The following is a 15,158-nucleotide window of genomic DNA, read 5'->3' as shown; positions in this document are numbered from 1 at the left end:
AATTAGAGATGCACAAGCAAGGAATCGTGCTAGCTGCATTGTAGCTCTTCTAAGGTGTGGTGTAGGCGCATAAGATATTCCCTACCTAGTGGAATGCAATCATAATACCAACTCCACAACGCCCACACATAGCTAGAGATTAACTTGCCTTGTAGAATCTCTTTGTAAGTGATGTTTGGAGCTAGCTTTAGGATCAATGCAATTTGCTCTTTGCTTAAATCAAGCTCGCCTGCTAGATTTCCAAATTCCCAAAGGGAAGAGCAAAAGCCTGCAAATTCAAAATCAATGAGCTTAATTGTGGAATCTTGTGCATTATAAAGAATGTTTGGGAGCTGTAAATCTCTATGGCATAACACAGATTCTTTTAAATCCGCTTCTTTTGCAATTTTTGTGATGGCTTTATGCTCCTGCTTGCTTAGAAGTGGAATCTTAGCTAGGGATTCATAAGTTTTAATCTCATCGCTTAAAAGGATTTTTGAAAAGCTAGGATAGTCTTTATGCTTAAAGTTATGTAAGGTTTGGATTGCGCAAATGAGTTTTTCTAGCGTAAAGGGGGTTAGCTCTTCTTTTGTTAGGGGCTTATAACCTTGCAAAAAGGTTGTAAGCTTAATGTCGCTTGGGTAAAATTCTGCTTGGGGTGTGATGTTTTGTCCTAAAAGCTTTGTGATTTTTTGTTCTTGCTCTGTGTTAATCACTGCATCTCTGTGGTTGCGTGGAATCCTAATGACTCTTTCTTCTCCTAAAAACTTGATTTTATAATTAATGTTTGTAACGCTAAAAAGTCTTATTGCTTCATTATCATCAGCGCATTGTTTTGCAATCTCTTCTGGGGTGATGAGCTTAGAGATAAGGGCGTCTTTAAAGGAGTCAATTTCTGTGTATAAGGAATCCAAACCAAAGACATAAAAGCTAATTTTATCCATAGATTTTAAAATGCAAGCTTCCCAATACTCGTTATCATCGCATTGATTAAGAGAGTCTTTTATAATTTCTAAATCCTGTGCATTGTCAAAAAATGCGATTCCATCTCCATAACCACTTGTGGCGTTTGTGTCAATGTCTAAAAGCTTGCAATTCTCATCTGTGATGTATCCCCAAGAAGGCGTTTGATGGAGAATCTTTTGCGCTAAAAATTGTGAAACGCCCCATTTGATTTGTGTTTCAAAGGAGGCTTGAAAGGTGTTTGTTAAAAACAAATCCCCATTTAAGATAAAAGTGCCTTTTGTGATTTCCTCTTGCACGCATTTTAAGGATGCTGCGGAGTTTGTGGAAGCATAGTTTTCAAACACGACTTTTTTAAATTTTAGCCTTTTTTCTAGCGCGTCAAAAAGATGGTGTTTATAGCCTGTAACTACGATAACCTCTTCTACACCGCATTTTCTTAAGTGGAAAATTGCATTTTCTAAGAGTGTTTTACCTTTAATCTCTAAAAGGGGTTTTGGCTTATTAAATGTTAAGGGTTGCAAGCGTGTCCCCTTGCCTGCGCATAAAATGATTGCTTTCAAAGTTTACCTTCTAAAATCTCTTCAATGTTTTGTAAAATCGCTTCCACAGAGTGTCCGATATGATAAACATTGTCTTCGCGCAAGGCTTTAAAATATTCTCTCTCTTGTGCGAAATTGATGTTGTCTAAGAATGCTTTAAGCTCTTTTAGATTCTTTGCGTGGTGGTTTTCTAAGATGTAGCCACCATCATTTTCTAAGCTAGAATCTAGCGGAGTTGGCATAAACATAAAGCTAGGACGCAAAGTGGTGTAAGAGTAAAGAAAGCTTGTTGTGCTCCAATCTGTGATTAAAAAATCTGTGGAGTTAAAAAACGCATTTCCCATATTGGCATCTACACTAAAGCGTGCTTCGTTTGCAAAGCTTGCATTAATGAGCTGGTAGAAATAGTGGTTGCCGCTATAATTTAATGGGTGGGCGCGATAGGAGATGTTGTAATCTGTATTTTCTAAAAGCCATTCTAAAAATGTGATTTCACTGCCTGCAAAGGCATTGATTTGTGTGTTTGTGTCATTAAAAACATAGCGCAATGTGGGGGCGTATGTGATGGTGTTTTTTGGGGTGTAGTGGTAGTCTTGCAAGGCTTTATCAAATTGTGGGTATCCGCTTGGCAGGAGTTTGACTTGTGGATTATCGCTTAGGCGGTATTGGAATCCTTGCATTGCGCTTTTAGAAGGAACGATGATATAATCCACTGCTGAAGTTGCTCCGCAAACGCAAGTTAAACGATGGGGAAGATAAACCCTTTTTGCTCGCTTGCTTAAAAATTCCCTATCAATTCTGCCCTCTTCATAGCCAATTTCGTCGGCTACTAGGATTAAATCAATGTCTGCAATATCTACATTGGGATAATAAGTTTTTCCCTCTTCTATAACCCTCCAAGGAAAAAATACATTATGGTGTCCGCTTTTTTCAAAATCATCCTCTAAGATTCTATCAACAATAGTAATAACATTGTATTTCTCTTTGAGTTTTGTGATAAGATTGCCAAATTGTGAGCGATAAGTGGGGTAGTAGGAAATCACAGCAATATTTTTCTTTGTGTTGCTTAAGAGCTTTTGGATATGCTCTTTAGAGCGTTGATTAAACTCTTCTAATAGCTTTTCTTGTTCTGTCATATTAAATCCCCTTGTAAAAACTCTTTGATTGCTGTAATCTTGGAATCTTTTGTGTTTTCTAATGTGTTTAATGTGTGCTTTAGCTCTTTTAATGAAGTTGTGATAAAAGCAATTTTTTGTAGCATTGCATAGAGTTTATCGTCTCCAAAATCAATGTTTGTAAAAGCTGGGAGATGGATTAGGCTAGGTTTTAAAAATGTAAGGCTAAAAGCTAGGGCTAGATTAGAAGTGTCTGTAACTAAAATCTCTGCTTCCTTTACTTCTTTTAGGTTTGCAATTTGTGCAATAGAGCAGTAGTCTAGGGATTGTAAAATGACATTATTGTATTTTTTAGGAGTTTTTTCGTGGGGGAAATAAAGCATTTTATTATGCCCCCCCCCCTGAGATTTTAAGCTAGAAAGTATTTCTAGCACTTGAATATCATAAGTGCAAAGGCAGTTTGCGTGGAGTAAGTCTAAATCTTCTCTTAAAGAAGGTGCATAAAGTATTGTCATTTAGCATCCTTTTTGGATTTCTTTTTAGAATCCTCTGCTAGCTTTTCAATCTCTGCTAATTCTTCTTTGCTATACCAAGTTGCAATGGAGCGTTTTGCAACTTCTAGGGTTGCATCCATTCCTCCAGCAAGGGAGAATAGCCAAAATTTATGCGCATAAAGCCAATCAATTTGTTTAACTTGCTTGTCTATTGTTGTATGCACTTGGCGCACAACAATTTTGGCAAATTCTAACTCTTGATGCACAATGTAGCTTTGCACAGCATCAGAAAAAACTTTAATAAAAATATCTTCACGGAAAAACTCTTTGATGGAATCTATTTTATCTAAAATGGATTCCATTTCCTTAAAATCAATTTCTTCTAGTTTGTTTTCGCGATTTAAGCGTTCTAACTCTTCTGTCATTTTAACCACTCTTAAAAAAGTGTCTTCTACAACTTTTTTTGTTTGATAACCATATTCTATGAATTCTTTAATCTTTGCTTTAATGTGCTTTTGATGGCTTTGAATCTCTTCTTTAGTAGGTGGTGTGAGCTGGATTTGTGCTTTTTGAATCTTAGGCAGGGATTCTAACACTTCTTTAAAAGGAATCTCTTTTGCGCCTTCTATTCTAGCTCCACCTTCAGTTGCGTTAATGACTTCTAGGGGGTAAGGAGTTTGTGCGATGTCTTTTTCAAAGAAGTTTAAAAACATATTCCAAACTCTACTAGTTTCAACAACGCCTTCTCCACCATAAGCTGGGATTAGAATCTTATCTAGTGCATTTGTTGTAGGTTTGTAATGCTCTTCTTTTTCACCAAAAATTGCATCTTTAGAATGCGTTGTGTCATCTTTGCCAAAGGCTAAATCTTGCCCGATAAATATGCAGCGTTCAAATTTACAATACACCACAAGTTCATACGCCATATTTGCAGCACTCATTCCAATTCCTGCATAGCCATAATCGTGGAGTTCAAAAAATCTTGTGTAGCCAAAGGGACGCATACTAAAGCTTTTTATGCCTTGTGTGATTGCATTGCTTGTTGCTTTATGCACAATACTAGTGAGTGCAAAAACGATTCCAACTTGTGCTTCTTTTGGAGTTTTTAGATAAAAGTCTGCTGTTTCTTCTACGCGCTCCAAACTTAGCACAACATCGGGTTTGATTCCGTGTTTAGCAAGAATAGGAAAGCTTGCATCCACGCTAAAAATGGTGATTTTATCTGCGTGTTCTTTAAGGAGTGGGAGTTGCTTATAAAGTGATGGTCCAGTGGATACGATGACTGCTGTGCTTGTGGTTTTAGCATTTTTTATGCAATGTTGTAGCGATGGGGTGGTAATCATCTCTGGGAGATTTTGCAAATGATGCTCTAAACCAATTAATGCGTCTGTGGAGTCGTTTCCTACTGCAATGACATGATGCTCTAGGCTGCGTGTTAGGATTCCATTAATGTGTAAGCATTCCTCTGAATAGCGTCCATAATAGTTATTAAACAAATGGAGATTATAAAGGCGTGAGTAAATCCACTGCCCATCTTGGACTAAAAATTCATCAAGTTCTCCAAAATTTGTTGTGCGTGTCCAAAAGATGAGCAGCTTTTTATTTGCAATTTCTTCTGAAAAATCCGCAAAATTTAGAGCAATATAAATCAACTCTAATTCTGGCTCAAAGATAAAAAGTTTCTTAAGAGAAGTGTTTTGGTTAAGAAGGATTCTATAAAACACACCATTGCCAAAACCAAAGAAATAAAAGAAGGGATAAAGCTTAAATGTTTCAAACTCTTTGAGCTTGTTTGTTGTTTCTTCTAGGGGGCTTTTTTGATAAAGAGAGATTTTATTTTCTTTATCGTAAATGTTTATGTTTAGCGGATCATCTCCTATATACACTTCGTATTTTTTATTCACTTGTAGAGTTTTTAGCTGTGCTGCAAGCAGGGGATTGACTTTTAAGAGTGCTTCTATATTTTTGTCAAAACGCGGGTTTAGGGATTCTTGTGTTTGCATAATTTATCCTTGAAAGCTGTATTAAAGGGATGTGTTTTAAAAAAGCCCTAAAAAAGGACTTTAGACTATTGAAGAAGTTTAAGAATGTTTTGTTGCACTTGGTTAGCCTGTGCCATAGCAAAACTTCCTGATTGCGCTAGGATGTTTGTTTTAGAGAATGTTGCAGATTCTTCGGCAAAGTCTGTGTCGCGGATTTGAGATTCTGCAGATTTGACATTAACTTGTGTGACGGTGATATTGTTGATTGTTGCGACAAGTTGTTGTTGCACAGAACCTAAGTCAGCACGGATTTTATCTAAATGTTCTTGTGCAGCTTGTGCCATATCCATAACTGCCATTGCGCCTTTAAGGCTTGTTACCCCTGCTCCGATTCCATTTTTATTCACTTCTGCTACCGCACCATTGGCATTTGCACCAATTGCTGAAGCGACATTTGCATCAAATTCTCCATTGATACTTCTAAGATTGACCGTGTATTGTGCTAGTCCTGTTCCTGCTTGGAAAGCTGCTCCTGAGTGTAAGCCAACTTGAGAAAAGCCTGTTCCAGAGATTAGAATATCTCTAGCATTTAAACGCGTTAGTGTTAAACGCCCAACAATTGCGTGTGCTGTGCCTGAGATTCCAACAAAGGAGCCGCCTGTTAGTGTGCCACCACCTTGTGCTGCTCCGTTCATTACTGCAGAACCACTTACAATTTGAACAGAAATTGAACGCCCATCTGTGCTTGTAAGCTGTAATGCACCAGAGATACTAAGAGATGCTTGCACTCCTGTGCGCTCTTTTTGCGCATTGATTGCATTAATGAGTCTTCCATCGTAATCATTTTTTTGGACATCATTAACATCGCCAATTGCAACTCCGTTAATAGACAAGCCACGCACTGTTCCAGATGCAATAGGTCCATCACCTTGCCCCATAACCTTATAACTCGCACGCACTCCTAGCTTATCAGAGTTTTTATTAATAGCTTCTGCTAAAGCACCAATTCCTGTGCCAGCAGAAGTAGAAATTTTGATAGATTCTATGGCGTAGTTATTTGTGCCATCTGTGTTTAGGAATTTTAGTGTTACTTCGCTTAAATTGCTTGTTCCAGCACTTGGAAGTAAATCCCCTGCTGTTTCAAAGCGCACATGCCCGATTTTGTGAGAGTTTGTTGGTTGGATTGATGCTTTAACGGTGGTGTTAGAGTATGCACCAATTTGGAATTCTTTGTTTGTGAAAGTGCCTGATAGCATTTGTTGTCCATTAAAGCTTGTAGTGTTTGCGATATTATCAAGCTCTTCCATAAGGCGTAAAATATCACTTTGTAGAGAGTTTCTTGTAGTTGTTGTTTGCCCATCTTGTGCAGCTTGTGTTGCCTTTGTTTTAATGGTGTCTAAGATTTTAATTTGCTCATCCATTGCTTTATCAGCAGTTTGGATGATACCGATTGCATCGTTGGCATTTCTTGTTGCCTGTCCAAGTGCGGCTGCTTGGGAGCGTAAGCTATCAGCGATTGCCATACCAGAAGCATCATCGGCTGCTTTGTTGATTCTAAGACCAGAACTCAACTTTTCAAGTGTGTTTGCCATATTGCGATTATTCACAATTCCTGAAGTATGCGCATTTAACGCATTAACATTGGTGTATATCCTATAACTCATTATGCATCCTTTGCAAAAATTTTAATTTGCAAGGGATAAAGCAAAGGGTGTTCCACTTTTTAATTCTATGAATTATTTTTCTAAAACAAGCGTGAAATAGGTGCTTTTAGCATTATCCAAAAGATTTGTGTGGAGTGATTCTTCTCCCCATTTGAGCTTAAAAGATGTTTGTTTTAGCATTTCTGTGATGTTTTCTTGTGTGGAGAAGAATGCAATGGGTTTAAAAGTAGTTTTATCTTGCATTGTATAGCTAAGGGTGGAATCGCTTTTGCCAAGAAGCGTTAGGAAGCAGTATTTTTGGCTCACTCTTGCAAGCTCGTTTAAAAAATGGATTGCCATTTTTAAAGGCATACAATTTAGCACACCGCAACTTATGGAGAAGTCAAAAAAGTTGTTTGCAAAAGGGAGAGTTGTGCTGTTGGAGACTAAAAAGTTTGCAGAGAGTTTTAAATGTTTTGCTAGAGATTGTGCTTGTTTTATGGCAGTTTGTGAAATGTCAATTCCATAAGCTTCTATTTCAAATTCTGATAAAAGCAGAGTTTGCCTACCGCTACCACAGCCAAAATCTAGTGCTTTTAATGTTTTGTTGGCTGGGGGGGGGGCATAAATTTTAGTAAATTGTTTAAATGCAGTTTGTTTTTTAATGAAGCGGTTTAGGAATCTTAAAAGCTCGTTGTGCGGGTAGAAAATGGAGTTTTCACCATTGGTATAAGAAGCGTCCCATTGATTTTGCATCGGTGTCCTTAATGTTTTGATTGTTTGGAATTATAGGGAATTGCTTTTGTAAAAATTGTTAATGTGTGTAAATTTTGTTATAATTTGTTGATTTCTATGTTTTGAAGGATCTTAATGAATGTGTTGATTTATGGCTATGGCTGGACTGGGAAGTATGCTTTACATTTATTTGAAAGTTTTGGCTTTTCTTGTTATGTGGTAGATGATGGATTTGACTTTAGTATTTTTAGGGATTCTAGGTTTTTAAGCTATAATGACTTAAAACAAACTGCTTTATCATTTGAAATTTGTTTGATTGCAGTAAGTGGCAAGCCAGAAGTTGTTGAAATTATTAAAAATAAAATGTTTGCTTTAGAGCTTAAAGATAGCAGTGGTAAAGATTTGACTCTTAAGAATATTGCTTTAGACGCATATAAAGATGATTTTGCAGTAATGTTTAGTGAAAAGTTTAAAGATAAATTTGTATTTTTAGAATCAATTTTGCAAGATGATTTTTATCTTTCTAGCTTTGCTAAGGCGTATAAAACGATTAAAAAGGAGTATCCTGTATATTTTGCAAAGCAATATCAAGCAATTAATGCTGCCATTGATAAAAAGTTTCCTAAGCTAAATGTGATTGCTAAGATGTTGCAAGGCTCTTTAGAATATGGGACAATGATTCATTATCCCGGATTTAGCACTTATGTTGATGAAACTAGTAATGATAAGAATCTATTTCTTAAAGAAGAAATTGACTTTGAAGCTCTTAAAAATAGAGATAAGAACACAAAGGTTATTGCGCTCTTTGGTGCTTGCACAATGAGGGGTGTTACATTTAGTCTGCAGAAGCAAATAGAGAAGCTCTTAGGGAAAATGTTAGAGTGTAAGAAATATAAATATATTGTTTTAAATTGTGCTTTTCCTGCAGCAACTTATGAAAACTTTACTTTTTATTCTTCATTTCTTTATCCATTTAAGCCAGAATTTATTATGAGTTTGTGTTTTGTAGAGTCTTTAAGTTGTCGGTATAGTTGCGAGGTTATGTTAAAGAATTATAAAATGTGCTATACGCCAGCGTATGATTTTATGCTAAGAAGAGACAGAAAAAGTAGCTATGTTTCAAATTTTGAGCGAGTAGCTACTCTAGGTGCGGGGGGGGGGGGTAAATCCTAATATCTCTTTTGAAGATATTTTTGATGCTTTAAGTGTGCGCTTAAAGCAATTTGGGGATATGGTAACTTCAAATGGAGGGAAGTTTTTTCCAATCATTCACCCCTTTTTGCATTGTAAAAAAGAATGGACAAAAGAGGAGGTTTGGGGCTTCAAGTTAGGCTCTAAAATACCAACTTCCCTTTATAGCGATCAAATTCCTAGTTTGATTACGCGTTTTTTGCAAATGCCACATTCCCATACCATTTATAATGCTAACGATATCTTTAAAGACTCTAAAGAAACACTTTTTAAAGACTTTATGCATATGAATGATAAAGGAGCAGAACTCCTTGCTTCTTATTTGTATAGCTTAATTGAGCAAGGAGGTGAAGTGTGATTATTAATGTTTGTGATTTTTTAGACAAAAGTGTGGAGAAGTTTCCCTTAAAAACCGCATTTGTAGATGGTGAGGATTGTATAAACTATAAGAATTTTAGCAATTTAACACAAAAGGTTGCAAGCAAGATTTTATCTTTTAGCTTTTTTAAGAGTCCTGTTTTAATTTTACTTCCCAAAAGTATAGGTTGTTTAGCGGCTATGTTTGGAGTGGCTAGAAGTGGGAATTTCTACACAGTGCTAGATGATAAAATTCCAAAAGAGAGATTATTAAAGATTGTTGAAGTTTTGGAGCCTAAGCTTTTGGTTACTCTTAAGGATTCTAAATTTGAGTATTTGGGGGTTCCAACTTTATTTGCTGAAGAGTTTGAGGTATATGATGTGGATAACACATTGTTGGAGTATGCGAAAAATAGGCAGATTGATACGGATTTGCTTTATGTGCTTTTTACATCAGGCTCTACTGGGATTCCAAAGGGAGTTTGCACTGCACAAAAAAGTGTGATTGATTTTGTGTTTAATGCACAAGAAACTTTTTGTATTGATGAAAATGAAGTTTTAGCCAATCAGAGTCCTTTTTACTTTGATTTTTCCATTTTAGATATTTTTGTTAGCGTAAAAGCTGGAGCTACGCTTCATCTTTTACAGAATCCTTTGTTTGCATTTCCAGATAAAGTAATGGAATATTTAGATAAACATAAAGTTTCTATGATTTTTTGGGTAACGGCAATTATGATTTACTTTGCAAATAGTGGAATTTTAAGTAAGTATAAATGTGAAGCATTGTGTAAAATCTTGTTTTGTGGAGAGATTATGCCAATTAAGGTTTTACAAGAATGGCAGAAGTGTTTTTCTAGTGCCTTGTTTGCAAATCTCTATGGACCAACAGAAATCACAGATGTTTGCAGTTATTATATTGTTGATAGAGGGTTTGAGGCAAGTGAGTTGCTTCCTGTTGGAAAATCATTTAGAAATACAGAAATCCTACTTTTTGATGATAATTTAAAGCTTATAGCCCCTAATGTGCCAAATAAAAAAGGTGAAATTTTCGTGCGTGGAAGTGGATTGAGTTTTGGTTATTATAATGAAAAAGATAAAACGGATTCCGCTTTTATACAAAATCCATTGTGTAAGTCCTATGCGGAAAAGATTTATAAAACAGGGGATATAGGGGCTTATAATTCCTATGGTGAGCTAGTGTGTTATGGTAGGGCGGATAATCAAGTAAAAATTCTAGGGCATCGTGTGGAACTAGGTGAGATTGAGAGTGTAATTGGAGCACATAAGGAAGTTTTAAATAATGTGTGCTTGTTTAAAGATAATGTATTGCACTGCTTGTATGAGTCTAGCGGGGGGGGGGGGGATTTTATTAAGAGAATATCTAGTTGATAAACTTCCTTCTTATATGATTCCACGGAAGTTTATAAGGGTTGATAGCTTCCCATATAATGCAAATGGCAAGATTGATAGAGTTTTGCTAAAAGAAAGTTTATAAGGGGTTAAAATGCAAATAGAGATGTTATATGCGAAGCTTCATAGGGCGGTGGTAACAGATGCGAATTTAAATTATGCAGGCTCTATTACTATTGATGAAGAATTGCTTGAATTAGCACATTTAAGAGAGTATCAAAAGGTGGATATTGTGAATATTAATAATGGAGAGCGTTTTAGCACTTATATTATTAAAGGTATAAGAGGAGGCAAGGAGTTTTGTTTAAATGGAGCAGCCGCTAGAAAGGTAGCTATTGGAGATAGGATTATTGTGATTGCTTATGCGAGTTTTGAAGTCGGCGAGATAGAGGAATTTAAGCCTTATATTGTGCAATTAGATGATAAAAATTGTGTGGTGCAGGAGTGAGTATGTGTAAGGTTGATTGGGAGAAAATTTATAAAAATGAGTTTTTGTTCTTTGAGAAATGCTATACAGAATGCGGGAGTTATTGTTGTAAAAATGAACTTAATGGTGAGTATGCTCTTTTTAAAAGAAAATCGGTTGTTTTGCCTATGCTAGAAGGGGAATATGAATATTATAAAAGTCAAGGTGGAATCTCCAAACTTCAAGAGAGCAAGGTTAAAAAAGAAGTTTTTTCCTTGAAAGATAAAACATTGACGCTTTATTATTTGACTTGCGATTGTTTTGGTGAGTGTAATCCGCACTGCTTGCACCCCTTGCTGTGTAGAATGTATCCGTATTTTCCTAGCGTGGATTTGGAGGGTAGGATTTTAGGGTTTTTACCCATTGGTTTGCTAGATTTATTTTTTAGTAATACAAGTGCGCATAAATGCACGCTTGTAAGGGATAAAAATGTAGAAGTGCAGGCGCAATTAAGTGAGAGTTTAAAACCGCTTTTAGAGATTCCATTGTTTATTTTTATCTTTAAAGCGATGGAAATTTTAGTGCGTTATTTGCGTGAATATATGGAATCTATTTTTGTTACTTCTATTGCTTCTGCGGGGGGGGGGGGATTTATAGATAAAATGCTTGTAGAGGAAAAAATGCAGTTTTTAAAAAGTATGAAATGGCGATATTTTTCAGAGAGGCTTGGAAAAATGAAGCGTGTAAGCAAGAGATTTTAGAGGTGTATGAAAATATTGTTATGCTGTATGGAGAAATTTTATAAGGAGAAAATATGGAAATTGTAGAAAAGTTGTTTCAAGAGATTGGTAGGGAAGATGTTACGCGTGATATGGAGGATTTGCTAGAAGATGGAATTATTGATTCTGTAGATGTGATAGCCTTTTTAAGTGCAGCAGAGAAGTATTATAATAAGCCTATTAGTGCGGATTTTATTGAATTTGATTCTTTTAGTAATTTTGCAAACATTAGAGCAATGCTTGATAGGGCTTTGCAAGGGCAGTAAATGCAAGAGAGATTGTATCGCTTAAAGCAAGATGCAACATTTTTGTCTAACTGCTTTGACATTTCCCTTTTGCAAAAGATTAAAAGCGGTGCGGTGGAAGTTTGTGAGAGTGAGAGCGGGTTTGTTTGCGTGGAGAAAAAGCTTGGAGTGGATTGGCTGTATTACTTTTTGGTTGCTCCTTATTGCTTTATGCTAAGTGAGGATTTGCCTATTTTTACGAATTTATTTTATACAGATGGTATAAAGGTGGAATCTTTTAAAAGGGTGTTAAGCGAGATTGGGTTTAAACAACAAAGAGAAAATCTAATGCTAATGCGCACAAAGGCAGAAAATATGGAATCCAAAATGGATTTTAGCTGCGGGGGGGGGGCATTATTGATTATGCGCAAAGTTGCGAAAAAGAAGAGATAGAGAAAATATTAAATGCTTGTTTTGATAAGGTGCTAGATGAAATACCAAGCTCTAAAGTGCTAAAGGATTTTATCAAGCTTAAGCAGGTGCTAGTTGCAAAAAATGGCGGAGAGATTTTAGGGGTTTTAGTCTTTAGTGCAAAAAGGGTAATTTCTATTGTGGAATCTTTGTGCGTGAAGCAAAGTTGCAGAGCTAAAGGAATTGGCTCTATGCTATTAAATGAGTATTTGTTTTTGATGTAAAAACGCAACAAAAACTTTGGGTGAGGGCGGATAATATTAAAGCAAGGGGGCTTTATGCAAAGTATGGCTTTGTGTTTAGCGGGCAGGTAAATGCAGTTTGGGTGAGAGAAAATGCGATTTGAAAAGATTATTGTAATTGGTAGTGGAAATATTGCTTTAAGGATTGCAAAGGATTTGAGCTCTGATGTGCTGGGGGGGCTTAATTTTAGTTGTCTATCCTTCTGTGAAAAGGGATTAAATCTTTTAGAATCTTTTTGTGCGAAGTGTGGAATCCCTTATCAAAATTTTACGCAAAAAGATGCGTTAGATAGGTTTTTTGAAAACATAAGCGTGCAAACTTTAGTTATTAGCGCAAATAATTATTATTTATTTCCAAGTCATATTGTGGAAAAACAGAATTTAAAGATTATTAATTTTCATAATGCGTTATTGCCAAATCATAGGGGTTATTTTGCGGCAATGTGGAGTATTTTTGAGCAAGATAAGTTGAGTGGAATCACTTGGCATTGTGTAGATAAAAAGATAGATAGCGGAGATGTCATTTATCAAAAAGAGATTCCAATAGAAGATACAATGACTTTTATAAAACTTGTGCAATTACAAATTCAGCTTGCTTTTTTGGGATATTTAGAGATAAAACCTAGTGTGTTAGAGTGGAATTTTACGGCTAGGAAGATTAGTAATGCTTTGGGGAAATTACATTTAAAGGGAGAATTTCCAAACAATGGGTATTATGATTTGGCTTGGGGGGCAGAGCAAAAGAGTGCGTTTTTAAGAAGTATGGATTGTGGCAATAGTAGTGTGCTACCAAAGGCTAGATTAGTTTTAGACGGATTGGAATATGAGATTTTAGCCTATGGTAAGGCTTGTGAGTGTGCAAGCGGAGAGATTTACAAGCAGATTCCATTTGATTTATGTCTTAAAAGAATTTGAAGTTAAGTTTTGCTAGGATTCGCCGATATTTTAAGGATAAAATTAGTTTTAAAGAATCGTTATGCAATTTCAAACACAAGAGATAATAGAACGCTTAAAAGCAGTGCAAAATAAGGAAGAGATTAATGCAATAATGGCTCTTATTAGGGCTTTTGGGCAGGAGTGGCAAGAGAGTTTAGGCGTTGGGGAATCTAAAGAGATTGTAGGGCTTATTAGAGAGAAGGCTTTAGAGATTATTTTTGCAAAAGGGGATGTGCCTGATAGGGATTTTTTATGGGCGTATGGAATCTTTAAGCATTTAGAGCAAGAGGTGGGGATGGAGGCTTTAAGGGATTTGCGATTCCAAAGTTATGTGGATTTGTGTTTAGGGTATGTGAAAAACACAGAAATTTCTTATTATGAACGCTTGCTTTTTATTGATTGTGCTAGTGTTGGTATTTTGCTTAGTGGGGATAGTGATGGAGCGGTTAAATTCTTTTTAGCGCAGATTATTTATTTAAGTTTGCGTGAGAATTATATTATAGATTTAAATACTTTTGTGACTGCATTTATGTCCTATTATGCCTTTCCTATAGAGTGGATTTTAGAGATTCAAAGAGATGCGCTTAAGAGCGAGTATTATGAAAGTTTGGCAGATAATGATAAAAAGTCTGTGTTTTTGTGGAGTATGCATATTTTTTGGAACATACAGAGGTATTTTAATAATTTAAAGTGGAGAGAGAATTTTCCTGTTTGGCTTGAAGTATTGGAGCGATTGCTCAAGCAAGGCAATTTAGATTTAGCGATGTATGTGAGTTTTTATATTTATCATAAATTTGGAAACTCTGCGCAAACACAAGAGGATTGGCAGGAGTATAATGATAAGATTGTGAAGCTTATGGAGCCTTATTTTGTGGAGTATGGCAAAACACTTCCAAAATGTAAAGATAAGATTGATTCTAATAATGGGCGCAAAATCAAAATTGGACTTTTGGAGGAGAGAATTGTAGAAAACTCTCCTTATAAAGTGGAATACTCCTTGTGTAAGGCGTTATTGGATAATAAAGAATTTGCTGAGAAATACGAAATCATTGTGTATTCTATGGCATACATTCAAAAGAGTGATGATGATATAAACATTATGCAAAATTTTGCAGAGATTGGTTGCTCTGTCTTTAGCCCCGCATATAAAATGGTGCAGGAGTATAGATATTATGTTTCACATTTGCAGAAGGCTTTGGTGCTTAGGGATTCTATTTTAAGTGAAGGGATTGATATACTAATTTCTACAAGTTATGTGGATGCTAGCAATTTTCTCTTTGTAATAAGAAGTGCGCCAAAGCAGATTTTTTGGAGTCACGGAAATGGGAGATATGATATTGTTGGGATTGATAAGAGAATAACGCATTGTGCATTGGATGGGAAGTTTCATTTTGAGATTTTTAGCGTGCCTATGGACATACAGAAATTTTATAATCCGCCACGCTCCAAAGAGGTTATAGAAGCAGAGAAGGCAAAATACCCTATCAATGAAGACACAGTGGTGCTTGGTGTGATAGGGAGATTGGTAAAAGTGGATAGTGATGCATATTTAGCCTGCATTGCAGAAGTGATGCAAAAGCATAAAAACACAATTTTTATCGCAGCTGGGACTGGGAATATCCCTGTTCTTAGAGAAAAGGTGGAGAAGCTTGGAATCTCAGAGCGATTCTTTATGCCCGGATTTGTGGA

The 15,158-nt window shown here is 36.0% G+C and carries 15 protein-coding genes and 1 pseudogene; 10 read left to right on the top strand and 6 right to left on the bottom strand.

What is annotated here, in order from left to right:
* Nucleotides 1-29 precede the first annotated feature (29 nt).
* The 6 genes from MRZ19_RS06445 to MRZ19_RS06420 all read right to left on the bottom strand — a co-directional run bounded on the left by MRZ19_RS06445 (nucleotide 30) and on the right by MRZ19_RS06420 (nucleotide 7,474).
* A complete protein-coding gene (locus MRZ19_RS06445) occupies nucleotides 30-1,505 on the bottom strand; it encodes a sugar phosphate nucleotidyltransferase (protein WP_291031483.1) in 1,476 nt (491 codons plus the stop codon).
* Complete coding sequence (locus MRZ19_RS06440; protein WP_291031482.1) at nucleotides 1,502-2,620, bottom strand: CDP-glycerol glycerophosphotransferase family protein; 1,119 nt, start codon at nucleotides 2,618-2,620, stop codon at nucleotides 1,502-1,504. Before MRZ19_RS06440 ends, MRZ19_RS06445 begins: the two co-directional genes overlap by 4 nt.
* Nucleotides 2,617-3,114 (bottom strand): hypothetical protein, encoded by a 498-nt coding sequence (locus MRZ19_RS06435; protein ID WP_291031481.1) that lies wholly within the window; start codon nucleotides 3,112-3,114, stop codon nucleotides 2,617-2,619. Before MRZ19_RS06435 ends, MRZ19_RS06440 begins: the two co-directional genes overlap by 4 nt.
* Entirely contained in the window at nucleotides 3,111-5,096 is a 1,986-nt protein-coding gene (locus tag MRZ19_RS06430) for a motility associated factor glycosyltransferase family protein (RefSeq protein WP_291031480.1), read from the bottom strand. Before MRZ19_RS06430 ends, MRZ19_RS06435 begins: the two co-directional genes overlap by 4 nt.
* Nucleotides 5,097-5,161: 65 nt before the next feature.
* A complete protein-coding gene (locus MRZ19_RS06425; RefSeq protein ID WP_291031479.1) occupies nucleotides 5,162-6,739 on the bottom strand; it encodes a flagellin B in 1,578 nt (525 codons plus the stop codon).
* A 72-nt stretch (nucleotides 6,740-6,811) separates the two neighbouring features.
* Nucleotides 6,812-7,474, bottom strand: coding sequence for a class I SAM-dependent methyltransferase (locus MRZ19_RS06420; RefSeq protein WP_291031478.1), 663 nt, complete (start codon nucleotides 7,472-7,474; stop codon nucleotides 6,812-6,814).
* 114 nt (nucleotides 7,475-7,588) lie between these two features.
* On the opposite strand from MRZ19_RS06420, the gene MRZ19_RS06415 reads away from it, so the two are divergent.
* The 10 genes and pseudogenes from MRZ19_RS06415 to MRZ19_RS06370 form a co-directional block, all read left to right on the top strand.
* Nucleotides 7,589-8,626: a hypothetical protein gene (locus MRZ19_RS06415; RefSeq protein ID WP_291031477.1), complete on the top strand. Its 1,038-nt coding sequence runs from the start codon at nucleotides 7,589-7,591 to the stop codon at nucleotides 8,624-8,626.
* Nucleotides 8,601-9,002 carry a hypothetical protein gene (locus tag MRZ19_RS06410; RefSeq protein WP_291031476.1) on the top strand — a complete coding sequence of 134 codons (402 nt, stop codon included), beginning with the start codon at nucleotides 8,601-8,603 and terminating at the stop codon, nucleotides 9,000-9,002. The genes MRZ19_RS06415 and MRZ19_RS06410 overlap by 26 nt, the downstream gene beginning before the upstream one ends.
* A pseudogene (locus tag MRZ19_RS06405) lies at nucleotides 8,999-10,496 on the top strand (AMP-binding protein). Before MRZ19_RS06410 ends, MRZ19_RS06405 begins: the two are co-directional and overlap by 4 nt.
* 9 nt (nucleotides 10,497-10,505) lie before the next feature.
* The gene (panD, locus tag MRZ19_RS06400) at nucleotides 10,506-10,859 is read left to right on the top strand and encodes an aspartate 1-decarboxylase (RefSeq protein ID WP_291031475.1); all 354 of its coding nucleotides are present in this window, start codon (nucleotides 10,506-10,508) and stop codon (nucleotides 10,857-10,859) included.
* 2 nt (nucleotides 10,860-10,861) lie between these two features.
* A complete protein-coding gene (locus MRZ19_RS06395; RefSeq protein WP_291031474.1) occupies nucleotides 10,862-11,578 on the top strand; it encodes a hypothetical protein in 717 nt (238 codons plus the stop codon).
* Nucleotides 11,579-11,631: 53 nt separating this feature from the next.
* The gene (locus MRZ19_RS06390) at nucleotides 11,632-11,862 is read left to right on the top strand and encodes an acyl carrier protein (RefSeq protein WP_291031473.1); all 231 of its coding nucleotides are present in this window, start codon (nucleotides 11,632-11,634) and stop codon (nucleotides 11,860-11,862) included.
* Nucleotides 11,863-12,273, top strand: coding sequence for a hypothetical protein (locus MRZ19_RS06385; RefSeq protein ID WP_291031472.1), 411 nt, complete (start codon nucleotides 11,863-11,865; stop codon nucleotides 12,271-12,273). It begins immediately after the preceding gene.
* Nucleotides 12,274-12,302: 29 nt separating this feature from the next.
* Nucleotides 12,303-12,515: a GNAT family N-acetyltransferase gene (locus tag MRZ19_RS06380; protein WP_366936154.1), complete on the top strand. Its 213-nt coding sequence runs from the start codon at nucleotides 12,303-12,305 to the stop codon at nucleotides 12,513-12,515.
* Between the two features lie 111 nt (nucleotides 12,516-12,626).
* A complete protein-coding gene (locus MRZ19_RS06375; RefSeq protein WP_291031471.1) occupies nucleotides 12,627-13,448 on the top strand; it encodes a formyltransferase family protein in 822 nt (273 codons plus the stop codon).
* A 61-nt stretch (nucleotides 13,449-13,509) separates the two neighbouring features.
* On the top strand, nucleotides 13,510-15,158 hold a 1,649-nt coding region (locus MRZ19_RS06370), incomplete at its 3' end, for a hypothetical protein (RefSeq protein WP_291031470.1).

Source organism: Helicobacter sp., assembly GCF_022770205.1.
Lineage (GTDB): Bacteria > Campylobacterota > Campylobacteria > Campylobacterales > Helicobacteraceae > Helicobacter_D.
Note: the sequence above shows the minus strand (reverse complement) of the source record. Positions and strands in the feature narration are given on the sequence as shown.